This is a genomic window from Agitococcus lubricus (assembly GCF_003051055.1).
Lineage (GTDB): Bacteria > Pseudomonadota > Gammaproteobacteria > Pseudomonadales > Moraxellaceae > Agitococcus > Agitococcus lubricus.
In genome coordinates this window covers 29571-55923 of sequence record NZ_QAON01000001.1, presented here as the reverse complement: position 1 = coordinate 55923, position 26353 = coordinate 29571, and the positions used below count along the sequence as shown (strand labels likewise).

General features: G+C 43.7%; 10 protein-coding genes. 9 read left to right on the top strand and 1 reads right to left on the bottom strand.

The window, feature by feature from the left end; translation table 11 throughout:
- The 7 genes from C8N29_RS00170 to C8N29_RS17265 all read left to right on the top strand — a co-directional run bounded on the left by C8N29_RS00170 (position 1) and on the right by C8N29_RS17265 (position 21421).
- Positions 1 to 1134 (top strand): M48 family metallopeptidase, encoded by a 1134-nt coding sequence (locus C8N29_RS00170; protein ID WP_107863998.1) that lies wholly within the window; start codon positions 1 to 3, stop codon positions 1132 to 1134.
- A gap of 96 nt (positions 1135 to 1230) precedes the next feature.
- Positions 1231 to 4488 carry an exodeoxyribonuclease V subunit gamma gene (recC, locus tag C8N29_RS00165; RefSeq protein WP_107863997.1) on the top strand — a complete coding sequence of 1086 codons (3258 nt, stop codon included), beginning with the start codon at positions 1231 to 1233 and terminating at the stop codon, positions 4486 to 4488.
- Positions 4485 to 8036, top strand: a complete 3552-nt coding sequence (gene recB, locus C8N29_RS00160) for an exodeoxyribonuclease V subunit beta (protein WP_107863996.1) — start codon at positions 4485 to 4487, stop codon at positions 8034 to 8036. The genes recC and recB overlap by 4 nt, the downstream gene beginning before the upstream one ends.
- Positions 8033 to 9709 carry an exodeoxyribonuclease V subunit alpha gene (gene recD / locus C8N29_RS00155; protein WP_170106831.1) on the top strand — a complete coding sequence of 559 codons (1677 nt, stop codon included), beginning with the start codon at positions 8033 to 8035 and terminating at the stop codon, positions 9707 to 9709. Before recB ends, recD begins: the two co-directional genes overlap by 4 nt.
- 23 nt (positions 9710 to 9732) lie before the next feature.
- The gene (gene imm45 / locus C8N29_RS00150) at positions 9733 to 10083 is read left to right on the top strand and encodes an Imm45 family immunity protein (protein ID WP_107863994.1); all 351 of its coding nucleotides are present in this window, start codon (positions 9733 to 9735) and stop codon (positions 10081 to 10083) included.
- Positions 10084 to 10222: 139 nt separating this feature from the next.
- The gene (locus C8N29_RS00145; protein WP_107863993.1) at positions 10223 to 11401 is read left to right on the top strand and encodes a helix-turn-helix transcriptional regulator; all 1179 of its coding nucleotides are present in this window, start codon (positions 10223 to 10225) and stop codon (positions 11399 to 11401) included.
- Positions 11402 to 11500: 99 nt separating this feature from the next.
- Positions 11501 to 21421, top strand: a complete 9921-nt coding sequence (locus tag C8N29_RS17265; protein ID WP_107863992.1) for an Ig-like domain-containing protein — start codon at positions 11501 to 11503, stop codon at positions 21419 to 21421.
- A 60-nt stretch (positions 21422 to 21481) separates the two neighbouring features.
- Here C8N29_RS17265 and C8N29_RS00135 read toward each other — a convergent pair whose 3' ends face one another.
- A complete protein-coding gene (locus C8N29_RS00135; protein ID WP_204509238.1) occupies positions 21482 to 22384 on the bottom strand; it encodes a metal-dependent hydrolase in 903 nt (300 codons plus the stop codon).
- A gap of 182 nt (positions 22385 to 22566) precedes the next feature.
- On the opposite strand from C8N29_RS00135, the gene C8N29_RS00130 reads away from it, so the two are divergent.
- Both C8N29_RS00130 and C8N29_RS00125 read left to right on the top strand, forming a co-directional pair.
- A complete protein-coding gene (locus C8N29_RS00130; RefSeq protein ID WP_107863990.1) occupies positions 22567 to 23178 on the top strand; it encodes a TetR/AcrR family transcriptional regulator in 612 nt (203 codons plus the stop codon).
- A gap of 148 nt (positions 23179 to 23326) precedes the next feature.
- The gene (locus tag C8N29_RS00125) at positions 23327 to 26338 is read left to right on the top strand and encodes a peroxisomal multifunctional enzyme type 2 (protein ID WP_107863989.1); all 3012 of its coding nucleotides are present in this window, start codon (positions 23327 to 23329) and stop codon (positions 26336 to 26338) included.
- Positions 26339 to 26353 lie beyond the last annotated feature (15 nt).

The following is a 26353-nucleotide window of genomic DNA, read 5'->3' as shown; positions in this document are numbered from 1 at the left end:
ATGCCAGTGAGCTTTGCTGCAACCTTATATGCGCCAACTGTGCCTTCAACAGGGATTCTCGTAAATTGCTATTTTGTCGGGCAACTACTCAAAATAGAAACTATGCCCGTTGAGGTACATTGTGCCAGTCTTGTCGTGAGTGTGGGCGGCTTTGAACATAATGAATTGTTCTTAAACTGGCAGGAACTAGGCCAAGCATGGGCAATCAAAGCACAGAGCAGTAAAGATATTCAGGTGATACTGGCGACCGCCCCTACGAATTTAGCGAATCAACTCCAAAAATGGCATCACAAAGACCGACATATCAAAACGGTATGGTCACTGATTGGTGGTGCTGTTGCGGTTTGTGTGCTTGCGATCGTTGGTTTGTGGTGGCAATACGACAATATCTTGACGTGGGCAGCGAGCAAAGTCCCGTTATCTACAGAAGAAAAATTAGGGCAGGCGGCCTTAGAACAGTTTAAGGCGGAACACACGATTCTTAATGAAGGCAAAGCAGCAACAACCGTAGCAGATATTGGTAAACGCTTAACACAAGGCTCGCGTTATCGTTATCAGTGGTACATTAAACACGATAATACTATTAATGCTTTTGCCTTACCTGGAGGTGTTATTGTTGTTCATTCTGCACTCATTAATAAAGCCAGCAATGCCGACGAGTTGGCTGCGGTTTTAGCCCATGAAGTACAACACGTAGAACGACAACATGCCTTAAAAAATATGATTCATAGTGCAGGTTGGGCGACGGTATTGGCCGTCGTATTGGGTGATGTCAGTGCCGTCACTGCCGTGATTGCTCATCAGTTAGGTACGAGTTATTTTAGCCGAGACCTAGAGGCCGAAGCAGACAGGCTAGGGTATGCCACCTTAGTGAAAGCCAATATCAAGCCTGATGGCATGGTGAGCTTTTTTCAAAAGCTACAAGCAGCACACGGCGATAGTGGCGGCTTAGCATGGATTTCCTCGCACCCTGAGACCGAGGCACGCATTGATGCTATGAAAAAACTATTAAAAGAACAGCCCTGCGTACCTTGCAAACCCCTGAGTGTAGATTGGCCTGCGGTGCAACAGGCATTAAAAGGCGTAAAGCCACCTCAACCCGCCGTTAAACAGCAGACCGAAGCGACGCAATAATGACATTGGGTTTTGGGTGTATGTTTTGAATAGCGCGCTTGAAGATGTCAATACCGAGACAATAAACGTCTAGGTCATACCATGAGGGAGTAGATTATGTTGACCGTTTCTCAAAGTCATTCTTTAGAAACGCTTTTCCATCAGCTTGCCTTATTTTTGGGACGCAAACAAGATAATCCCTTACAGCCTTTGACCATCTTGATTCCTTCTTTGGCCTTGGGGCGTTGGTTAAATTATCAGTGGGCGCACGGCTTTGGTATCAGTGCCAATCTACAAACGGCCTTTCCTGCCGATTTTATGTGGCAATGTTTTAGTCACATTGTGCCCGATACCCCAAAATCCCCACTGCTCAGTCCAGAAGTTATGCATTGGCGTTTATTTCATGCCTTAGCACAATTACCCCATGAGCCGTGTTATGACGTATTGCAACGCTATTTGGCTCGCACTGCACCTTCGGCATTAGGGCGATGGCAGTTGGCAGGGCGTATTGCTCAAGTCTTTGGTTATTATCGTATTTATAGACGTGATTGGCTGGCACAGTGGCGAGAAGGGCAGTACGTCAACCAAGAGTTAAGACATCAAGATTGGCAAGCCGCTTTGTGGCGGCATTTATTTGCCGAGGAACATCATCAACAAGGCCAATTATTAGCGCAGTTTTATCACACCCTAAAAAATCATCCTCAATGTGTTAAACGGTTGCCTGCCAGAGTTGCTATTTTTACCACCGTACGTTTGCCGCCTAATGAGTTAGAGTTTTTTAGGGTGCTGAGTACGTTTATCGATATTCATTTTTATCATTTTAATCCCAGTATGGAATATTGGGCAGATACGGTAGACGAAAAGTGGTTGGCTAAAATGCGGATTCGCTACCCTAAACGGATGAGTCTTTATGATAAAGGCCATCCTTTATTGTTGACATGGGGTAAACAACAACGTGATACCTTTAGACTATTGTCTGAGTTATCAGGCGGTGAGCAAGAAAACGATTGGTTAGATTTTTTTGATGATGACGCTGTCGAACCCAGTACTTTATTGCAACGACTACAGTACAGTATTTTGCATTTACAGCATGAAGACCAACAAACATGGCCATTATTAGCAGAAGATAACTCGATTAAAATTCACCGTTGTCACAGCTTGACGCGTCAGTTAGAAGTCTTGCATGACAACTTACTCACCTTATTTGCTCAAGACCCCAACTTACAGCCACACGATGTGGTGGTCATGCTGCCAGATATTGCAAGCGCCAGTGGGGCGATTGAGGCCGTATTTGGTACAGTCAGTAAAGACAGACATATTCCGTGGCAATTGACAGGGGTAGCCAGTGTTGCCGAAAACAGTTTATGGCGCGCATTTAATGGCGTATACGAATTGAGCCAACAACGCTTCAGTAAATCAAATTTTATGGATTGGCTCAGTTTACCTCCTGTTTTGACGCATTATGGGCTGGTTGCCGAAGACATTGAGCGTTGTCATGATTTGTTGGAGCGCGCGGCGATTTACCGTTATTTAGACGGTGAGCATCGCGCACAACACAGTTTAGATAGTAAAGACACCGATACTGTGCATAGCTTTTTGTTTGGTTTAGAGCGGCTGTTATTAGCGATTACACTACCCAGCGATTTTCAGGGAGATTATGCGGGTATACGGCCTGTATTAGGCCTAAGCAGTGACGATTTTCGACTGGTAGGGATACTTGCGCGTGCGGTCAGTGACATTGCCGAACGCCGTTATTTATGGCAGCAAGTCGTTGCACCACTCACAGGCTTGCAACAACTGAAAACCGACTTGCTGCGTTTTTTTGTGGCACAGGTAGGCACCCGTGCATGGGAAAATTTGCATAAAGCACTGGATGACTTAATAGAGACCTTAACCATCGCCCGCATGACCGACCCGATTCCTTTATACTTACTGCTCAACGATTTAAGCCAACGTGTCGCAGCTGCCGCACCTGGTGCTGTGCCAGGCGGGGTTGTCCATTTTAGCCGTTTAGGGGCATTACGTTTAATTCCGTATAAAGTAATTTGTATTTTAGGTTTAGAAGATACGGCCTTTCCTCGCCGAGAGGTGATTAACGAGTTTGACTTATTACGGCAAGATAAAATGCCGCGTGCAGGTGACCGCTCACGCCGCGATGACGATAAAAGTATGTTTTTAGAAGCGCTGATGAGTGCGAAACAGCATATTTTATTATTCTATAATGCGTTTAGTCACCACGAAACCAAGGTCTTTCCACCTTCCTCCTTGATTAGCCAGTTAGTAGATTATTTGTCAAGACGTGTAGTGGGTGGCAAATCAGCGATTGAGCAACATTGTATTGTCACGCATCGCTTACAGCCATTTAGTCCAAGCTATTTTAAGCCCGAACAACCACAACAAACCTACGCTTCTGAGTGGTTAGCTGCGGCACAAGCAGTATTAAATTTAAGTGATAAAAATACCTGTTTTGTCGATGGTGAGTTAGCTCAACCCCATGAGCTTTTATTAGAGCTAGAACAACTGTCTCGTTTTTATCAACACCCTGCTAAATATTTTTTGTCACAGGTATTAAAAGTCTACATTGCGGAGTTAAAAGAACAATTAGGTGATGAAGAGCCATTAACACTTAACCAGTTAGCGCAATGGCAATTACGACAACAATTAGTGCTCAGTGAAACGCCGTTATTGGCGCAACTACGTGCGCAAGGACAATTACCCGTCGGTGTGATTGGTGAGGTCTATTGCCAACAAAGTTTAGAAGAACTGACAGCCCTAAAACACGCCTTAGCACAGCGTAATCGACAGGATACAGCCGAGCAAAAGCAGTTAGCCTGTGGGGAGTATCAGCTATTAGTTAAGTTACCGCCGCTGACAGCCCCCTATCAAGTTGTTTATACCGTTTCCAAACAGAGTCCTAAACATGTATTTAAGTTGTGGCTCTATCATTTGGCATGGCAATTAGCAGGGGCAGCCAAACCAAGTTATGGATTGTTTTTAGATACCGTATATAAGCTACAGCCATTATCTATCCCAGAGGCAGCCACGTATTTACAGCAATTAATCCATTATTTTCAACAAGGACAGCAACGGCCTTTATTGTTTGACCTCAAACTTGGCTATGATTTCTGTCAAAAAGTGAATGCCGCTAAAAAGACGGTCGATGAGTTGCTATTATTGGCGCATAAAGACTGGGCAGCCACGGTTGAAGCGGATGTTTTTTGGCGACAAGTGACAAACGCTAACCAAACGCAGGCTGTTGATGACGCATTTCAAGGTCTTGCGCTTTGTGTTTGGCAAGGGTTCTTTAATCATCAGCAAGAAATGACATGGACACGCCTGAATGAGGAATTGATGGCCGCAGGAGCATTGACATGACAACACCTGCCTTAACGTGTCCGTTAATCGGTGTACAATTAATAGAAGCATCGGCAGGGACAGGCAAAACATGGACATTATCCGCTTTAGTCGCGCGTTTAATTGTGCAACGCCAGTTAGAAATTAAACAAGTCTTAGCCATTACCTTTACCAAAGCGGCAGCGGCTGAGTTAAGAGACCGTATTCGTCAACGCTTAGTACAATTACAGCATGGTCTTGCCCAGCCACAAAGCAACCTTGAGCCAGATATTTTTTTGGACTATATGACAGGCTGGGTTCACGCTAAACGATGTCAAAGCCAAGCTATCGCCTTATTGGATAATGCAATTGCCAATTTTGATGAAGCGACCATCACCACCATTAACGGGTTTTGCCAAGCCGAATTAATAGAACAAGCCTTAGCCAGTGGTATGCCTTTTGAAACAAAACTATTAACGGATATTCGCCCCTTGGTTGAAGAGTTAGTTCAGGATTATTGTCGGCAGCGTTGGCAACAGGCGCATCCCGTATTAGTCAGCTATTTTATCAATCATGCCGACTTTCAGCCCTCGGCATTAGCCAGTTTTGTGTTGACGGTATTACAAAAGGGACAAGCACGCATTATTAAACCCGAAATCGCCACACATAAAATGCTAGTCGAGCAAACACAATTATTGTGGCAAGACTTTGCGGCGGTGTGGTTACAACAACGGGCAACGATTGCGCAATTATTTGTTGAACATATCCACCTATTAGACGGTAAAAGTTTTAAGCTGGCGAGCCTAGAAAAAATGTATGCCCTGCTGGATATTGAATGTCAGCATCAACTACAGGGTATTTTGTTTCATAAAGCACTCAAAGAGGCCTTAAAACGCTTTAGTCGCGCGCATTTAGATGAAAAACGCGTGTCTAAAACGGTGAAAGCCAATCAATATTTCCCGTCACATCCATTTTTTGTCTTGGCAGAGCAAGTATGGGCTAAGTTAGAGGAGCTAGAAGCCTATGTGCTTGCTGTGGGTTTTAGCTTTAAGGCAAATTTAGTGGGGGTTATTAAATATCAATTACTAGCGCGTTTGTCTGCCGAGCAAAGTCAAAGTTTTGATATGCAAATTAAGCGCTTAGCAGAAGCATTGACAGAGCCTGATGTAGGTGCGGTATTAGCCCAACAGTTAAGGCAAAAATACCCCGTCGCTTTAGTAGATGAATTTCAGGATACTGACGATTTTCAATATCAGATTTTGCAGCATATTTACATACAGCCAGAAGCGCAGCAACAGCATTGTGCTTTATTTTTGGTGGGCGACCCCAAACAAGCCATTTATGGCTTTCGTGGTGCCGATGTCTATACCTATCTTAAAGCACACGATGCCATTCATAAGCAACAACGCTATCATCTAGATACCAATCAACGTTCTGTCAGCCCACTCGTTAATGCCTTAAATAACTTGTTTAATCAACAAACGAATACCTTCAAACAAGACAAGATTCATTATCAGGAGGTTAAAACAGGTGCGCGTGAGCATGCTCCGTTAATTGATGTACGCGAAAGCACACAGGCCAACTTACAACCTTTACGTTTAAGTTATTGGCCAACCGAAAAAACCAATAAAGAGCAAGGCTTGGCATGGGCAATTACTAACGCGGTTAACGAGGTGGTACATTTACTAACAGGCGCTAATCAGAAACAAGTATTTTTAGGTGAGCGCGTGTTGCAGGCCAAAGATATTGTCTTTTTGGTGCGTAGCCATAACGAAGGCGAGCAATGTCGTGCCGTATTGGCTCAAGCAGGTATTAAAGCGGCAGTGCAGTCTAAAGATAAAGTGTTTCAGACTCCCGAAGCGGATGATATGGCGCGAGTTTTAGCGGCCTTTGCCGAACCGCATAATGAAGCTAAAGTGCGTGCCGTGTTGATTTCACGTTTATGTAGTGCAACCTTAACTCAGTTGTTAGTTTGGCAAGAAGACGCACGCCAGTGGACACAACAATTAATGCGCTTTCAGCACTACCATAAATTATGGCAGCAAAAAGGGTTCATGGTTGCATGGCGTGATTTTTTACAACAAGAACAAGCTATTGCACGGATATCGCATTTACCACAAGGAGAGCGTATTTTAACCAATTTGCTGCATTTAGCCGATTTACTGCATGAGGAGTACCGTCAACGCAGCGGCATGCGACAGTTAAGTGATTGGTTTAATCAACAACGACGACAAACTACAGACAGTGAAGCCGCAGAATTGCGCTTAGAAAGTGACGAAAATCTCGTCAAAATAACCACCATTCATCAATCTAAAGGCTTGGAATATCCGATAGTGTTTATTCCGAGTTTATGGCAGCCGCCACGCACCGATAAATTAACACCTTTTTATCATCAACAAGACGAAGCGATTTTTAATCTCTCTCAACAGTTAGATGAGCAAGCACAACAACAAATTATCGCCGAAGTATTGAGCGAAGATTTGCGCTTAGCGTATGTGGCACTCACCCGTGCAGTACAGCGCTGTTATATCTATTGGTGTCCACTACAAACCTCGACTAATGATGGCCGTTTGTCGGCATTGGGTTATTGGTTAGAAAGCTATTTGTCTGATATGCCACGTTTGATGCAGGTATGTCCAGATATTCGAGTCATGGCTCAAGGGATGGCAGACGTGGATTATTGGCAAGCCCCCTTACATCAACAACCGTTATTAGCCGTGAAAACGGCACCCAAAGTAGGGCGTGGCTTTCGTTTAACCAGTTTTAGTAGTTTGCAACAAGGGGCAAAAAGTCATTATCAAGAAGCTGAAGTCCTAGAAATCAAAGATGATGAAGGCAAAGAGATTATTATCGAAGAACCCGATGACGATGTTGCACTTGCCCGTTTTAATTTTGCGGGTAAAAGTGTGTTGGCCAAAAATGTCGGTAATTGTTTACATCAACTCTTTGAGTTAGTCGATTTTAGGCAAGAGGTGAGTACATGGGACAGCCTCATCGAACAGCAACTACAAAATCATGGCATTATCACGACATGGACACCCGATGTCATTTCATGGCTTACAGACGTGATGCAAGCGCCACTACGTCCCGATTTGCACTTAAAAGACTTAGCCCCGTGGCAAACCTTACGTGAGTTGGATTTTCATTTACCCTTACATAAGCTACAAACGACGGCATTTATTCGTTGTTTGCGTCAACACGGTGTCAGCGTAGCAGATTTACCCTATCAAGAAATTACGGGTTTTCTCAAAGGTTCTATCGACTTGGTATTTTATCATCAAGGACGCTATTTTATTGCCGACTATAAGAGTAATCATTTAGGCCATCGTTTTGAAGACTATCAGCCTGCTCTATTACATGAGGCGATGTACAGTCATGGCTATTATTTGCAGGCGGCTATTTATGCATTAGCCTTACATCGTTGGTTAACGAGCCGTTTATTAAACTATAAGCCCGAACACCATTTAGGGGGTGTGTTTTATTTATTCATTCGTGGTATGCATGCACAAGGTCAGGAAGGGATTTTACCATGGCAACCTTCGGTCGCCTTATTAGAGGATTTAAGTGCGCTGTTGGAGGAAACGCCATGAATTTTTTACAATTACCGATTGCTGCTAACGAATTTGTGTCGGCATGGGCAGAAGGTGTTGCCAGCTTGATGGTCAGATTACACGAAGGCCAACAGGGAAACACAAAACACAGTTTACGTATAGCGGGTTATGTGCGTGACTTATGCTCGGCCTTAGACCAAGGCCATACCTGTTTGCAAGACGACCATCTGACCCGTTTAATCAACTATCAATCGCCGATTATTGCCTTGGCAGAAGATGCCTTAACTCAAGTGAAGCCATTAGTATTAGAAAATAATCGTTTATATTTATACCGTTATTGGTGGGATGAGTATGGTCTCAGCCAAGCCATTCATCGTCTCAATCGGCCGTTAACACACACGCTTTTAGACGAGCAGCTCGCGCAATTTACGGTAGGTACACACCCCAAGCAACGCCAAGCGATTGAAGTCGCGTTAGCGCAAGGTTTTACCGTCATTACGGGAGGGCCTGGTACAGGCAAAACCTTTACCTTAGTCCGTATTTTGTTGGCTTTAGTGCAATCGTATGGTCATGGCCTGCGGGTCGCTTTGGCCGCGCCTACAGGTAAAGCCGCAGCCCGTATGCAAGAAGCCTTACGTCATAGCCTGTCGCAATTAAGTGTGTCTAGCGATGTGCTGAGTGTACTCCCAGACCAAGCCTTTACCTTACACCGCTTATTGGGCATGGGGTATAGCACACAAGCGAAATATCATCAGCATTATCCCTTGCCATACGATATCGTGATTGTCGATGAAGCCTCGATGATTGACTTGCATATGGCGCATCAACTATTTAATGCCATACCCGCAAATGCGCGTCTTATTTTATTGGGAGATGCTAACCAACTGGCGGCGGTTGAAGCAGGGGCAGTGTTAGCCGAACTGAGTCAAGCCCATACCTTAAGGCAAAACAGTGTGCAACTGACGGAAAGCCAGCGTTTTGGTAGCCATAGTGGTATTGGCCAATTAGCGGCAGCTATCTGTCAAGGCTTGAACGAACACAGCCTTGCCTTACTCAAACAAGGTTTGCCCGATGTGGTTTATCATAAGACCGAGCAAATAGACCACGTGGTGACACAATTATTTCAAGATTATCTGGCCTTTGTTGACGCACTACAGCAAAAACAAAGCCCTCAACACATACTGACTGCTTTTGACCAATATCGGGTATTGTGTGCCATGCGCGAAGGCAGTTATGGTGTTTATAGTCTTAATCAACGCTTAGCGTTACTTTTACAAAAAGCCTTAGGACAAACAGAAGACCCTCAACAAATCTGGTTTCATGGTCGTCCTGTCATGGTCACGCAAAATGATTATGGCCTGAACGTGTTTAATGGCGATATTGGTATTACCTTGGCCGAAGAGGACGGATTTTATGTCTACTTTCCTGCGCGCGATGCACAATTATTACGTATTCCTGCGGCGCGTTTAGCGCATAGCGAAACTGCGCTGGCTTTAACTATTCATAAATCGCAAGGCTCAGAATTTAAGACAGTCGCCGTCGTCTTACCCAAAGAAGATAGCCCCATTTTATGCCGTGAGTTGTTATACACAGGGATTACCCGTGCTAAAACAAGGGTCAAGTGTTGGGCGACCGATGCGCTAATTAGCCATGCGATTACCCGTAAAACACAACGCGCTTCGGGCTTAAAAGCAAAGTTAGATAATGAGTGATTTGCTTGAATGGAGAGCTACTGATGGCTAAATGGTACACACTCAATGACTACCCACAGCCAGTGATTGCGGTTGGCAGTGTCTTTCGATTGCCAGCGGCTTATCCTTATGAATCGGTCGTTGATTTTTTAGTGTTTAACCCAAGAGAAGCTGACTACGGCTTAGGCTTAATGGTGAGCTCGGGTTATAAAGCAGGATTAACTTTAGTCATATTGCCTTTAGCATCACAAGGAACATGGAGTCAAGGCATTGATAAAGCGTGGTTAATCGCTAATTGGTCAACGTGGGTCTATCCGCCCTGTACGGTCGACAAAGTATGGTTATGTCCACAAACACGCACACCACGTTTGCCGCGAAAAATAGGTCAAAATTGATTGTTGTTAGGTGCGTCTAATGTCTGTATTTAGATACCGTTTATCCGTCATACGCCTGTCTTAATCCATATTTTCTTTAGACTCCGTATCATCATCTTATCTAAAGTGAAGCATATCGTCTAAAAATAGGGAAATCATCATGCTGCTGACCGCTCAAGAGCATCAATTGATTACAGGTATTTACGATGCCGCGCTTGAACCCAGCTTATGGGATAAAGTCATGGCACAGCTCGTGATGATGACAGATGCCAAAACTGCAACTTTTTTTGGCATGGATGCGTTAACACCCAGTTATAACTTTGTTTTTTCGCACAATGTCTCGCCCGAAAATGTACGTGAGTACTTTGAAGAGGGGTGGGCAGATATTGACCGCCGTGTGATTGGAGGCGCATTAGAAAAAGTAGGTGTGGGTATTGCCTGTTGTAATGTGGAACTATTTGGCTCTCTTGACCATCTTCGACAAGAGTTAGGCGAATATTACTTATTTTTGAAGCGTTGGGGCATGTTAATGCAAGCGGGCGTGTTATTAGAACATAGCCCGTTTTGTTGGACAGCCATCGGTATTCATCGTCCCGAAGACATGGGAGAGTTTTCGGCAGAGGTTAAACAATTATTAGAGCGTGTTGCCCCTCATTTAAGACGTGCCTTACAAATACATCGTCAACTCAGTCGTGTGAGACAAGAAAATACACATTTGCATCAGTTGTTAGATGTGTTAACAACCAGTGTATTGTTATTAAATCGGGATGGCCGTTTAGTGTATGCTAATCAAGCAGCCGAAAACATACTGCATCATTCTTCCCTATTAAGTGTACACAATTATCGCTTGCAGGCACGCGATGCACGTCAACATCACACACTATATCAGCGTATAGAACAGGCAAGAATGTGCCGTGAACCCCACACGGTACTCAGCACAGAGTCTATTGCGGGTTGTGTGGCATTGACTCACACAGACAGTGTCATGACAGAAAAACTCTTTATCACGATAGTGCCTTTTTCGCATTTACAACCGTGGCAAGCCTTGGCCAGTGATGAAGTAGCGGTTGCACTATTTTTAACTGACCCCACACAAGCGCCCTTACTACAAACACAATTTTTACAAGCGCATTATCAGTTAACACCAAGAGAAGTCAGTATCTGTCAATGTTTTGTCAAAACCCCTAACTTAGAAGCGATTGCCGCAGACCGTCATTTGTCATTAGAAACCGTAAGAACCTATCTCAAATCTATTTTTACAAAAACCCAATGCCATTCGCAGGCGGAGCTTTTAAGTTTATTGATGAGCTTGCGCGTGCAATTTGAACATATTCGCTAACACTTAAAACGGCATGATACCCCCATTTGAGGATAGCACTTAACATCCGTTTACTGTAGCGTCCCTTTACTTACGTCCAAATTATTAAGGAGAGCCATTATGGCCGCAGTCACAGAGTTCCGTGTGAATACAACAACTCACGGGAATCAAACATCACCAGCAATTGCTTTATTAAAAGATGGTAGCTTTGTCGTGGCGTGGGTTTCTGAAGGGCTAGTTTTGGCGCAACGTTACGATGTACAAGGCAATAAAAAGGGAGATGAGTTTGTAGCATCAGATTATGGAGGAAGTTATGCTTCTGTTGTTGCATTAAATGATGGGGGCTTTCTTGTCCAGTCAATATCACAAACTCACTGGGATGTTAAACAATATAATAATAATGCCATGTTGATTAATACTACTTTTTTTGCGACAGGAAACTTAGGCAGTAGTATATATACAGCATCTAGCGATAACTCCTTATTGAAAGCGACTATAGAGTTTAATGAAAGTTTAGATATAGTCTTGTATTTAGGTAAAACGAAAATTTCAGACCCACTATACATTATAAAACCCTATACGCCAATTACTATTGATCCGCTGAGACTATATTATGACGTTAATTTTTCTCAACCTAAAGTTAGTGAGTTAAGCTCAGGTGCTTTAGTGGTTTTATGGGCGCATTATGACCAAAATGACCCACAAATGACAGGGATTGGTGGTATATACGGCCAACGTTACGATGCAAGTGGTAATAAAGCAGGTAATGTATTCCGTGTGAATACCACAACGATAGATGACCAATCCAATTATGCGATTACTGTATTAAATAATGATAACTTTGTGGTTGTTTGGCAGTCAAAAAACCAAGACGGCTCAGGTTATGGTATTTATGGCCGTCGTTATAACAGTGCAGGCACCGCCCTCAGTGGTGAGTTTAGAATTAACACGACCATAAATTTTAATCAGATAAATCCTCAAATAGCAGCGTTGGCCGATGGTAGCTTTTTGGTCGTTTGGCAATCAGAAAACCAAGATGGCTCTGGAGACGGCATTTATGGTCGTCGCTATAGTAGTACAGGGACAGCACTCACAGGTGAAATGCGCTTAAATGCAACGACAGATAACTATCAACAAAAACCTGCAGTTACCGCATTAGCCGATGGTGGCTATTTGGTGACATGGCATTCTTTTACACCAGAAACAGGTAACACAGAAATTTTTGCCCAGCGTTTTAATGCCAATAATCAGGCAGTAATAGACACAGTGGTGACCAATGAGAGTTACACACTATTAGAGACATCTACACATCTGATTTTAGAAGGGAATAACAATATAGATGGCACTGGAAACAGCAAAGCAAACAATCTTCAAGGTAACAGCGGGGATAATACCTTAAACGGTTTGGCAGGTGCGGATACCTTAACGGGTGGTGAAGGTAACGATAGTTTATTGGGTAGTGAAGGTGCAGACAGTTTAGTGGGGGGGGTAGGCAATGATTGGTTAGACGGAGGTGAGGGCGACGATAAGCTAAATGGTGGTGAAGGTGCAGACAGTTTAGTAGGCGGATTAGGAAATGATGGGTTAGTCGGTGGTCAGGGCGATGATACCTTATTGGGTGGCGAAGGCAATAATACCATTGACGGAGGCGATGGCAACGACACCGTTGTGTATAGCGGGGCGTGGCAAGATTATGCCATTAACCCAGATAACTTCGGGCAATTACTGATAAAAGGCAGTCATGGCATAGATACGCTATCAGGGATTGAGCGTATTCGTTTTAATCAACAAGAAATGGCTATCGAAGAAGCCATCAACCTTAAGCCGACTGCGCAACAAGATGAAGCGACGATTATGGAGTCTTCATCCACACAAAGTGCAGAGGCGCTTGTGACAGGGAATGTGCTTGTAAACGACAGCGATGCAAACAGTACGTTAGGCGATAGCATTAAAGTGGTGGCGATTGCAGGTGGCCGTTTAGGTTCATCTATTTTGGGAACGTACGGCAGTGTGGTGTTAAATGCCGATGGTAGTTTTACTTATACCTTAAATAATGACGATATAGATACTAATGCCTTAGCAACTGGCGAACAAGCAATCGACCGTTTTACTTATATTATTTCAGATATTCACGGGGCAAAATCACAAGCCACACTCAATATTACTGTGCATGGCACCACCGATATAGAAACCACGATTCAACGACCAACCTATTTGTTTTTTGCGGATGATGGTGTGCGTGGCAGAGAGTTATGGACAACAGATGGTACCGCCGTCAATACGAGATTACTAAAAGAAGTGAATCCTAATGGACACGGTATCAATGGTCAGTTTGTCTATCATTTGTCGTCGGGAGAAATTGTTTTTTCGGACGTGAATAATAAATTATGGATTTCGGATGGCTCGCAAGCAGGAACCTATCAACTCAGCAATAACCAATTTAAGACTAACTTAGAGGTTAAGAACGATGACGGTAAGTTTCTCTATCATTTAAGCCTTAGTCCTGAGTTTTTAGAGCACAATGGGACACTCTATTTTACTGCGGTGGTGAATGGTGAATATGGTATTTGGTCTACAGACGGCACATCTCTAGGAACAAAGCATCTTGCTAATGTCAATCCAGTCATTGATGAAGATTATGATTATGATTTTAATGTTTATTATACAGGTGGTATTGGCTTAAAACGTGTGGGGGATAATGTTATATTCCATACACATGTCAGTTCTGCACCTAACGAAATACAAACCAACAAAATGAATTTGTGGGCACTAGGTAATTCTGAGCTTTTATTCGCTAATAAAGATACGACTTTTTTATTAACCCTCAAGACAGATAAGGCAATCTTCCTTAGTGGTAACGATATTTGGGTGACGGATGGCACAGCCGCAGGTACAAAGATTTTACATGATGTGACTTCGGGTGTTGCATTCTATCCGACGCTGGTTTCAGCAGGTAAAGCCATTTTTGTAACGACAGGCCATCAAGATGGCTTATCTCGTGTTTGGAGTACAGACGGTACGACTGTAGGTACAGTATTGCTTAAAGAGTTAGCTATAGCACAGGCGTATTATTATCAAATTAAAGCAGGTGACCGCGAGTTAATTCTTGATATATCTGGCCATATTTTAATTACAGATGGGACGGTACAAGGAACACATAATTTAGAGTTGCCTAGCGTATTAACAACGGATGGTATTAACTTTTTCAATGTGTCGTTGTTAGATGACCAACGGGTGTTAATAGTCAAGCCAACTGTTGTCCACAAAGAAGATGGAGTGTATTGGGAATCTCAATTATGGGTAACGGACGGCACAAACGAAGGCACTATAAAATTAGCCAGCGGTGATTCACAGCCGTATTATGAGCAGGAATCTTATTATGTGGGTAAAGAGCATGTAAAGGCCTTGCCCAATGGCCGTTTTTTGGTGATGTTGCCAGGACTTGAATATGGCCAAAGTGAGTTATGGGTGACCGATGGCACCGACTTAGGCACGCAGCGTCTCACCCAAGTGCCTAATTACATGACTGAAATTTCTGAGGTGACCGAGGATAAGGTTATCTTTAAGGGAACTACCACCACTAGTGGTATGGAACTTTGGTATTATGATTATAAAACAGGCGTGACAGGCCAATTAGTCGAAATTAATCAGGATACTGGCAGTGCTGCTATCAGGTTGAATAATAATGGGTCAATATTTTTAGCCAGTCAAAACCGCTTACTATTTAACGCTAATGATGGTTTACATGGTCGTGAATTATGGTCATTAAACACACAAACAGGCGAGGTTTTGTTGGTTAAGGATGTAGTGGCTGGTGGCCAGAGCGGTTTGGGTTCTAATCGGCTCTATAAAGTAAACGAGCAGTTAGCGTTATTTCATGCAAATAATAAAGTCTGGTTAACAGATGCCAGCACCAACGGCACATACGCGCTAGCGACTGCCAACGGTAAAGCCTTAGAAGGTCAGTTAGACGGCGTATTAGTTAATGGACAATGGCTTTTTAGAGCAAAGGAAGAGGGTTCAACAAATGAAGAATTATGGGTCTTAAACACGCAAACCAAACTAGCTTCTTTATTAAAAGATATTAACGGGTCAGAGACGCCGTCAGGTATTGAAAGATTATTGTCCATTAATCCACAAAAAGCTGTTTTTTATGCGGATGGTGACTTATACGCCACCAACGGTACTACGCAAGGAACCATACAGTTAACAGACTTTGCTATTACATCTTACTTGTCTTACACCGTATTAGCCTCAGGTAAATTATTACTCAAAATAAACAATGATTTATGGGTGACTGATGGCACAACAGCAGGTACACAAAAAATTGCTACCAATACACCCAGTTTTTCCTCGCCATTATCATGGGATACCCTCCAGTTTACTAATAAAACATTATTAGTCAGTGCTAATGCTTTGTGGGTCACAGATGGCACAGCATCGGGCACACAGGCACTTAAAACAGGCTTATCTATTCAAAATATTGACAGCTTCCGCTTCCGAAATTTAGGAAATGGCAAAATTGCATTTTCGGCTTTCTCTAATAATGCAGAAGGCCTGTGGGTAACGGATGGTTCGGCCAGCGGCACCGTGTTACTAAAAGAAATTAAGAATAGCCAATATCGTGAATCTGCCAATATCGATATTCGGCTACAGCCGCAACAAGGTAAGCTATTTTTTACCGCCAATAACGGTTTAGGCCAAGAGTTGTGGGTCACCAATGGGACAGCACAAGGTACCTATTTAGTCAAAGATATCAATCAAACGACGAGTAGCGTATTTAACTATGACCTCAACAAGTACGTCACCGTGAATAACGGAGCAGATATTCGTAATTTGACTTGGATTAATGAAAACACTGTGGTGTTTACTGCTCACGATGGAGAGTATGCTAAGTATTCGTCAGGATATCCTGCACCCAAAAATTCTGCCCTATGGGTCAGTGATGGCACAGTGCAAGGTACAAAAATAGTAGCGGACTTTCGCTTAATGTCCACGGGTGATGTGTTCATAACTTACATGGTGACTACCGCTAATAAAGCGTTATTTAGAGTCGTAATGGATGGAAAGAATAGCCTATGGTCGTCCGATGGTACAGTTGCAGGGACAATACAACTACAAGAGTATTCATCCATCGGGAGTCATACTAACTATCTGCTCTTAGCAGATGGCAGGGTGTTATTTGTTGCCAATGATGGGGTATCTGGCACTGAGTTATGGATGACAGATGGTACAAAAGCGGGTACGTACTTATTCAAAGATATTGCCATTAACCCGCAGTTCTCTCATATTTCGGTCTCATTAACGAATGCTTTTCAGTCTAATGGCAAAATATACTTTACGCTAAATGACGGTGTGCATGGTGAAGAGTTATGGACAACGGATGGCACCGAAGAAGGGACGTATCTGGTTCAAGACATCAATGCGCAACCGAGTGCTAGCAGCTTGGGAGTTGGTGATTTTTATGCAACCAACCCAGCCACGCCGCCCGTTATAAAACAAGGCTCCAGTATTGCTGAGGTATTAGTCGGTGGTTTAGGGCGTCAAGTGCTCAATGGTCAAGAAGGAGATGACACACTAACAGGGGGTTCTGCTGAGGACACGCTAATAGGAGGTACGGGTAATGACACCTTTATTATTGATGGTGTCAATGATGTCATTATTGAAGAGGCTAACGGCGGTAATGATACGGTTATTGCAGGTCATAGTCATACATTGGGGCAACACATTGAAAATGCCAGTTTGTCAGAGAGTGCAGGTACGGCGAGTTTAACAGGTAATCATGTTGCTAATGTGCTTAAGGGGAATCGTGACAATAACCTCTTAGACGGCGGTGCAGGTAACGATACCTTAAATGGAGGTGCGGGTGCAGATACGTTGATAGGTGGCGAGGGGGATGATGTTTTTATCGTTGATAATAGCCAAGATATAGTGAGTGAAAGAGTCAGAGTGGCAGAAAATCTGATTAGAGTAGATTTGGCATGGCATGGTGGAGAGCCATCTCTTGCAAGTAGAAATGAAGTCACGATTTCTAGTGATGGCACAAAAGTCGCATTTACCACAGGTACCAGTGATTTACAGGGTAATTACTGGGACAATAATAACAATTTTGATGTGTATCTAAAAGATTTGACTTCTGGTGAAGTACGTTTAATCAGTGCTATAGGGGGTTTACAGGGCCCTGATAGACAAGGTAATGGGATGAGCTTTGCCCCATTTTTTATTAATGAATCATTCTTGGGCTTTTATAGTTATGCGACAAATTTACTCACAAATCCTCCTGTAGGATATATCCCCCCAAGTGGCTTGAACTCCTTTGCAAAAAATTTAGAGACGGGTGTCATTATTCCTAACCGTTTTGGTGATGGAGGAGTACCCAGATATTCAGCTAAAACGTCTCAAGATGGCCAGTTTTCTGTATTTGAACAATATACAGATGATACACATGCAAGATTAGATGTTTTTCTGCGTAATAATATGTCAGGAGAAATAACACTTATTAGCGACAATGGATATACGGTGGCAAATGGAATAAGTGGGGATGCAGTTATTTCTGGTGATGGCAGTAAAGTTCTTTTCAGTAGTACATTAAATAATTTGGTAGAAGGAGATACCGATGGTCTTATAGATTTCTTTGTCAAAGATTGGCGTACGGGAGTTGTTGTTCAGGTAAATACCAATTCTGATGGGACGCAATTTGATAACAGTACGAATACCAGTTACTCCCTGTTAACAGATGCCCCCGTATTATCTAAAGATGGCTCTAGAGTTGTCTTCAAAAATAGTGGCAGTCGTATCGATTCTGAAAATGGTATTTTTGTCAAAAATATATCCTTTGAAGTCAGAGATGCGGGTGGTATTGAGACCATTCAATCAAGCATAAGTTATACGATTGGAAGTTATATCGAAAATCTCACGTTAACAGGTACAGCACAAATCAATGGTACAGGGAATACTTTAGATAATCGTATTGTTGGTAATGCTCATCGCAATTTACTCATTGGCAGTATTGGTGACGATACCTTAGTGGGTGGCGCAGGCAATGATACCTTAATAGGTGGCGTAGGTAATGATGTCTACGAAGTTAACCAAGTCGGTGACATCGTTCAAGAAGAAAATAGTACGACACTGCGTAATAGCACCAACCTCTTGAGCCTTGTCAATGATATAGACACGGTTCGCTCTACAATCAGCTATACCTTAGTCAACGACGTAGAAAATCTCATCTTATTAGGGCAAAGCGCTATACACGGTCAAGGAAATAGCCTTAATAATGTGTTGACAGGCAATAGTGCTAGGAATCGACTAAGTGCAGGTGCAGGTAACGACACGCTGATAGGGGGAGGAGGGAAAGATACCCTAGTAGGTGGATTAGGTGATGATTACTATATTGTGGATAGTATGGACGATGTCATTATAGAAGGGCAAGGTCAGGGTATAGACACCGTTAAGGCCTTAGTAAATTACCGACTAAGCGGCGTTATAGAACAGTTGGTATTAAGTGGCGAGTTAGCGATAATTGGTCAAGGGAATGAGCACAATAATATTTTGATAGGTAACACCCTAAACAATCAACTAGAAGGGGGTGGAGGTCAAGATATTTTAGATGGCGGGAAAGGTGCAGACACCTTGATTGGTGGTTTAGGTAATGACCATTATAAAATCAACCAAACGAATGACATCATTAGAGAAGAAAATGACGAAGGGATAGACAGTGTCACCGCCGAAGTCAGCTACAGCCTATCAGCGCACGTGGAACATTTAACACTGATCGACGGGGCAGTCAAAGGGGTAGGAAACGCACTCTCTAATCGGATTACAGGGACAGAAGGTCACAATACACTGGATGGTTTAGGGGGAGTCGATACCTTAGTAGGGGGCTTAGGTGACGATATTTATTATGTAGACGATGCGAGTGATGTAATTGTAGAAACGCTGAATCAAGGCACAGACAGCGTGTTCTCGAGCAGTGATTATGTTTTAGTGGGTCATGTTGAGAAACTAAGCCTGATCGGCACGGCACGACAAGGGACAGGGAACAGTTTAGACAATACCTTAGTTGGGAACGCGCTAGACAACAGGCTCAATGGAGGCAAAGGGGCGGACATTCTGATAGGGAAGCAAGGGGATGACACCTATATTGTTGACAACCTAGAAGACAGTGTAGTGGAAGTGTTGGGTGGCGGCATAGACACGATTGAGACGACGTTAAACTATGAATTGACAGGGTATGTCGAGAATTTAGTGTTATTAGGAACAGCGCTCCGAGGAACAGGCAATAACTTAGGGAATAAGATATGGGGTAATAATGCGAGCAACCAATTAGATGGAGCGGGTGGGATAGACACCTTGATAGGCGGAGCAGGGAACGATGTATACCAAGTTAGCAGTCAATATGATGTCGTGATAGAGGCAGCGGGTGAAGGTCTGGATCGCGTAGAAGCCAGTGTGAGTTATAGCTTATCGTCGCATATTGAACAGTTATTCTTATTAGAAAGCGCCTTAAATGGGACAGGCAACGAAGGGAACAACCTACTGAGAGGGAATAGCAATAATAATCTCTTAGACGGTGGTCTGGGTGCAGACAGTTTAGTGGGGGGGCTTGGGGATGACACCTACGTTGTCGACAGTCTGAGCGATATCCTGACTGAAAAGCAAGGGGAAGGCACAGACACGGTCAGGGCATCGATTAACTACCGTTTGGGGCATCATTTAGAGAATCTGAGCTTAGTAGGAGAAAGCGCCTTAAATGGGACAGGGAATAGTTTAGCGAACATCATCAGGGGCAATAGTCAACATAACGTACTGGATGGAGGCTTAGGCGTAGACACCTTAGTAGGTGGAATAGGAGACGATATATATCTGGTTGATGAAACGGCTGAGGTCGTGACGGAGTTGAGTGGTGAAGGGGTAGACACCGTACAGGCGAGTGTGAGTTATCGTTTAGGGTTATCGCTGGAGCGTTTGTTGTTAACGGGCACCGCGTCTATAGAGGGCGTAGGGAATAGTTTAGATAATTACCTAGAAGGGAATAGTGGAGATAATGTGTTGGATGGTGGCTTAGGTGCAGATACGTTGGTGGGAGGGATAGGGAATGATGTGTATCGCGTGGATCATGCGGGGGATGTGGTAGTTGAGTTGAGTGGGCATGGGGTAGATACGGTTGAGTCGAGCTTGAGTTATAACTTGATAGGTTTTGTTGAAGATTTGCGCTTATTGGGGGATAAATCGATTCACGGAACGGGCAATAGTTTATCCAATACTTTAACAGGTAATAACGGAGCCAACATACTCAACGGTGAAGCAGGAGATGACAGTTTGGCGGGTGGATTAGGGAAAGATATCTTGATTGGCGGTACAGGAAATGACTGGCTAGACGGTGGTGAAGGCGTAGACATTGCCCAAGGCGGTGAAGGTAATGACAACTATCTTGTCGATAATAGCCTAGATGAAATTGTTGAGTTGCGTAGCGAAGGCACAGACAGCGTGCTCGCAAGTGTAAGTTATGTGTTATCTGACAATATAGAACAGCTCGTCTTAACAGGAGTAGCGTCAACGCAAGCAATAGGGAATAGTCTTGCTAATATACTCACAGGTAATTCAGGTAATAACCTATTAACGGGCGGTAAAGGGAATGACACTTTGATTGGGGGGCAAGGGAGTGAAGGCTATATCTTTGCACGCGGAGACGGTAGCGACCTCATCCAAGAAAACGACAGCAGTGTGGGGCAACTGGATTATGCCTTATGGCAAAGTGGCGTCAGCTACGACCAGCTATGGTTTAAGCATATAGGTGATGATTTAGTGGTGAGTGTGATTGGTACGACCGACAAAGTGATTGTTGAAGACTGGTATAAAGGGACAGCGTATCAAGTAGAAGAGTTTAGAGTGGCGGCTGGGAATAAAGTCTTGTTAGCGAGTGAGGTTGAGGCCTTAGTGAGTGTGATGGCGACAATGAAAGCGCCTGCACTGGGTCAAACGACGCTCAGTACCACACAACAAACACAGTTGGCCAGCGTGTTTGCTGCAAATTGGAGTTGAGCGACTGAGGGTGACAGACGTGTCACCCTCATCCTTAAACTGCTTGATAGATGGACTTGTCTAATGCAGTCTGACGGCATCAGGATTTTTAAGCTCACTTAATAACGTGCCAAACTCGCCAAACAATTTATCGCGCCACATACTTTCTAAATGTTGAGTATTGTGTTGTTTAGGATGAAATTTTTTCTGAAAAAAGACAGGCATTTGCGGCAAAATAGTTGTGATAAAGCCTTTTTTACCCAGCAAAATAGTTATACCTTGTTTAATATCGCGCCATTTTTGCGGTTTGTGTTCACGTGCGACCAAATACGCCCAACTCGCTAACACCGTGGGGGCAATCGCCGCTATCACATAAAGTGCAGCTAATACCCGTTCATAGGGTTTGTTGCCAATTAAATCATACACATCATACGCCACCGATTTATGTTCTAACTCTTCTAACGCATGCCATTGCCATAGTTTAATCATGTCTGGGTCGGCCAGTTGTTGAAACTCGATATTACTGAGCCATTGTTCGGCCAATAAAGCGGTAAAATGTTCCATAAAAATAGTACAGGCTAATTGTTGACGTGCAGGTAATTGGTTTAATAACCAAAGACTTAAGTCAATGCCTTTGATGGGCATACGCATATCAAAACCACGCTCCGCTAACATCGTATTTAATCGGTCATGTTCGCGGCCGTGTAAGGCTTCTTGTCCAATAAAGCCCGATACTTGCGCTTTAAGGGTTTCATCTTTAATGTCATTACGAAAACGGCGTACCGATTCGACAAAAAAGCGTTCACCCGCAGGAAAAATGCCCGATAACACCGCAAAGAATAGGGTAGCTGTGGCATTATTATAAAAAAAATAACGAGCTGCGTGAGTGGGGGGGACAAAATCCATTTGACGCGGTGGAATACCTACCTGAGTGCCTGCCAATTTGCGTGTGGTGGTTGGACTAGACTTTGTGTTTAACATCATTCACCTCAAAATGGACTCTAATACCTTGAGTATTAAGTTTTTGATATTGTGCAGTTGGGTACATCGTGCTAAAACCTAGCAAGCGATTGCTTTTTTAAGTGCAGAGTGGTGGCTGAGTTTTACAATAATACGAATTGTTGTTCGCATTCAATTCGCTTTTTTTAGTTATTGGAATCAATAAGATGCGTAAAAAACCACAACAGCAGCGCGCACAAATGATGGTAAATGCAATTATTGATGCAGGTTTTATTTCTCTGATGCGTCATGGCAAAGAGGGAACAACCACACGCCATATTGCCGATATTGCAGGTATTAGTGTCGGCAGTTTGTACCAATATTTTGCCGACAAAGAAGCGATTTATCAGGCGATGCATAATCAGTTTGTGCAGGAGGCGATTGTCTTATTCAAACACAATACCGCCGAGCTATTACGTTTAGATATTCGTGCAGGTATTCGTTTTTTATTACAAGAACTTAGGCTTTGGCTAGAACAAAATAATGGTCGTTATTTGTATTATGTCCGTTATGTTTTACAATTTGATATTGCCCCTAACGAAATAGACTTACTAGAAAGTGTGCTGATGGACATGTGTATGCAATATATTATGTCGCATCCACAACTGATGAAAGTGCCAAATATTTCGTCAAATTTATGGTTTATGGTTAACGGTGGCGTGTTTGCGGTGATTCGTTTTATGAGTCAGCCTAATCCTAAAATCAGTTTTGAGCAATTGACCGAATCGATTAGTGACATCATTGAAGCGATGGTAAAACAAGCCAATGTAGTTGCTTAAGTCTATCGTTCTAATTTTTTCCTAGCATATAAATTTCCTGTAAAAAAATTATTCAACCTTGCTTGACAGCATGACTATCTTACGGTAACTCTATAAACATACTGTACGTCCGTATTGTAAATAGAAATATCCATAGGAGAGGTCAGGTATGTCTGCATTACGTTTTGATGGGCGAGTGGCAATTGTCACAGGAGCAGGTAATGGTTTGGGGCGTTCCCATGCTTTATTACTCGCATCTTTGGGGGCAAAAGTGGTGGTCAATGATTTAGGCGGCGGCGCACACGGTGATGGTAAGTCGTCATCTGCTGCCGATAAAGTCGTTGCCGAAATTATTGCCGCGGGTGGACAAGCCGTTGCCAATTATGACTCGGTAGAAAATGGCCAAGCGATTGTACAAACCGCCTTAGATGCGTTTGGCACGGTGGATATTGTTATTAATAATGCGGGTATTTTACGCGATGTCAGTTTTGCCAAAATGACGCAGGCAGACTGGGATTTAATCTTAAAAGTGCATTTAACAGGTTCGATGTCAGTATCTCATGCGGCATGGCCAATTATGCGCGAAAAAGCTTATGGTCGAATTATTATGACCACTTCCGCCGCAGGCATTTATGGCAATTTTGGGCAGGCCAATTATTGTGCCGCCAAGTTAGGTTTGGCTGGTTTGGCCAATTGTTTGGCCGAAGAAGGGCGTAGCAAAAATATTCATGTTAATACCATTGCCCCCTTAGCCGCTTCACGCTTAACCGAAACTATTATGCCACCCGATTTATTGGCGATGCTCAAGCCAGAAGCGGTCAGTCCCTTAGTCGCTTGGTTGTGTCATGAGGATTGCCCAGAGACCAAAGGTTTATTTGAAGTGGGGGCAGGTTATATTGCCAAGTTGCGTTGGGAGCGTACCGAAGGTTATCAATTTAACGGCTTAAAACCGTTCTCAGTGGATGATGTGGCGCGCCGTTGGTCAACGATTACCGATTTTAGTCAGTCAACGCACCCCACCTCGACCACCGAATCCTTTATGCCAATTATGGAAAAAGCCAATCATCCGAGTTTAGGAGGCAATGAGTTTATTGATTTAGATGCCGCCGCCAAAGCCGAGGTGGTGTTGGAGTCCAGTTACGACGAACGCGATTTAGCGTTATATGCGTTGGGTGTGGGCGCAGCGCGTGACCCCTTAGACAGTAGCGAGCTAAAATTAGTCTATGAGTTAGGCGAGTTTTATGCCTTGCCAACCTATGCCGCTATGCCGCAAATGAATGCCATGTTATCGGCTGCAAAAGCAGGCACTTTACAATTACCGGGTTCTAATTTTGGTTTTGACCGTTTATTACATGGCGAACAATATACCGAAATTTATCAAGTATTACCGCCTTCGGCCAAACTCACCCATAGCTTTAAGTTAAAAACCGCTTACGACAAAGCCCCTCATGCGGTGGTGACGTATGGCATTAGCAGCCGTAATGAACAAGGTGAATTAGTTGCTTATAACGAAATGACTGCTTTTGTCCGTGGTGCAGGCGGTTGGGGCGGCGACCGAGGGCCAAGTACCGATATTAATTTGCCACCTGTGCGTGAGCCTGATGCGGTGATTACCGAAAAAACCGATGCCCATCAAACCTTGCTTTATCGCTTGTCGGGCGATTGGAATCCTTTACACGCTGACCCTGCCTTTGCCAAAGCCTTTGGTTTTGACCGTCCGATTTTGCATGGTATGTGTACCCACGGTTATTGTGGCCGTCATGTGATTAAAGCCTTTTGTCAGAATGACCCACGTCTAGTCAAAAGCATCAAAGTACGTTTTGCCAAATCAGTCTTTCCGGGGGAAACCTTAGAAACACGGATGTGGAAAGAGTCTGATACGCGTATTGTTTTTGAAACCAAAGTCTTAGAACGCGATGAAGTAGTGATTAAAAACGCCGCCATTGAGTTGTATAAAGAGCCACCTGTGAAGAAAAAGGCGAGTGCAGCAACGACAACAACCAGTGCGACACCTGCTGTAAAAGCCGCGCCTGTAGACGACAAAATTATCCCTGCTGATATTTTTCAGGTCGTTAATCAACACATTAGCCAACATCCCGAACTAGCCGCTAAAGTAAAAACCGTTTTTCAGTTTAACTTAAGCAATCCTGCGTCCCAGTGGGTGATTGACCTAAAAAATGGTCAAGGCAGTGCCTATCAAGGGGCAGATGCGAAAGCTGATGTAAGCATTGATTTAGACGAAAGCCTCATCGAAACGGTGGTCACGGCCAGTTTAGCCGAGGTTCAAAAACTGTATTTTGCAGGAAAAATCAAAATTGGTGGCAATATTATGGCCTCCAATAAACTTACCGTCTTGCAAGCGATTGATGCCAAAGGCTATCAACAAGCCAAAGCACAGCGTTTGGGTAGTTCGGCAGCCAGTCCACAAGCGGCGGCGGTGACACCTGCCGATAGTCCGATTATCCCTGCCGATATTTTTCAGGTCGTTAATCAACACATTAGCCAACATCCTGACCTAGCTGCTAAAGTGAAAACCGTTTTTCAGTTTAATTTAAGCAATCCTGCCTCCCAGTGGGTGATTGACCTAAAAAATGGTCAAGGCAGTGCCTATCAAGGGTCAGATGCGAAAGCTGATGTAAGCATTGATTTAGACGAAAGCCTCATCGAAACGGTGGTCACGGCCAGTTTAGCCGAAGTTCAAAAGCTGTATTTTGCAGGCAAAATCAAAATTGGCGGTAATATTATGGCCTCCAATAAACTCACTGTCTTGCAAGCGATTGATGCCAAAGCCTATCAACAAGCCAAAGCGCAGCGTTTAGCCTCGGGACAAACTACCACCACCGTAGCAACGGCTAGTCCTGCGGTCAGTAAAACCGCACAAGCCGCCACATTATTTGCCCAATTAAGCACACGCTTGGCGAGTAAAAATGTACATCGACCTGTCATTTATCAATTCAAGCTCACAGAGCCAAACGATGTTTGGGTGGTTGATTTGAGTCAACAAACCGCACAGGTGTATCAGGGCGAAGCGGCACAAGCAACCAGTACCTTCATCTTAGCTGATGATGATTTAGTGACGTTAATGCAACAACCACAACAACTGTCACGTTTATATCAGCAAGGTAAAGTGCGTATTGATGGTGATGTCAAAGCCGCACAACAACTGGATTTTTTGGCATAACACAAGATTAGGGGA

What these genes read in the sequence shown, in the direction of transcription:
- C8N29_RS00135 (WP_204509238.1), bottom strand. Translation starts at nt 22,384, where the DNA reads ATGATGTTAAACACAAAGTCTAGTCCAACCACCACACGCAAATTGGCA.
- recC (WP_107863997.1), top strand. Translation starts at nt 1,231, where the DNA reads ATGTTGACCGTTTCTCAAAGTCATTCTTTAGAAACGCTTTTCCATCAG.
- C8N29_RS00170 (WP_107863998.1), top strand. Translation starts at nt 1, where the DNA reads ATGCCAGTGAGCTTTGCTGCAACCTTATATGCGCCAACTGTGCCTTCA.
- imm45 (WP_107863994.1), top strand. Translation starts at nt 9,733, where the DNA reads ATGGCTAAATGGTACACACTCAATGACTACCCACAGCCAGTGATTGCG.
- C8N29_RS17265 (WP_107863992.1), top strand. Translation starts at nt 11,501, where the DNA reads ATGGCCGCAGTCACAGAGTTCCGTGTGAATACAACAACTCACGGGAAT.
- C8N29_RS00145 (WP_107863993.1), top strand. Translation starts at nt 10,223, where the DNA reads ATGCTGCTGACCGCTCAAGAGCATCAATTGATTACAGGTATTTACGAT.
- C8N29_RS00125 (WP_107863989.1), top strand. Translation starts at nt 23,327, where the DNA reads ATGTCTGCATTACGTTTTGATGGGCGAGTGGCAATTGTCACAGGAGCA.
- recB (WP_107863996.1), top strand. Translation starts at nt 4,485, where the DNA reads ATGACAACACCTGCCTTAACGTGTCCGTTAATCGGTGTACAATTAATA.
- recD (WP_170106831.1), top strand. Translation starts at nt 8,033, where the DNA reads ATGAATTTTTTACAATTACCGATTGCTGCTAACGAATTTGTGTCGGCA.
- C8N29_RS00130 (WP_107863990.1), top strand. Translation starts at nt 22,567, where the DNA reads ATGCGTAAAAAACCACAACAGCAGCGCGCACAAATGATGGTAAATGCA.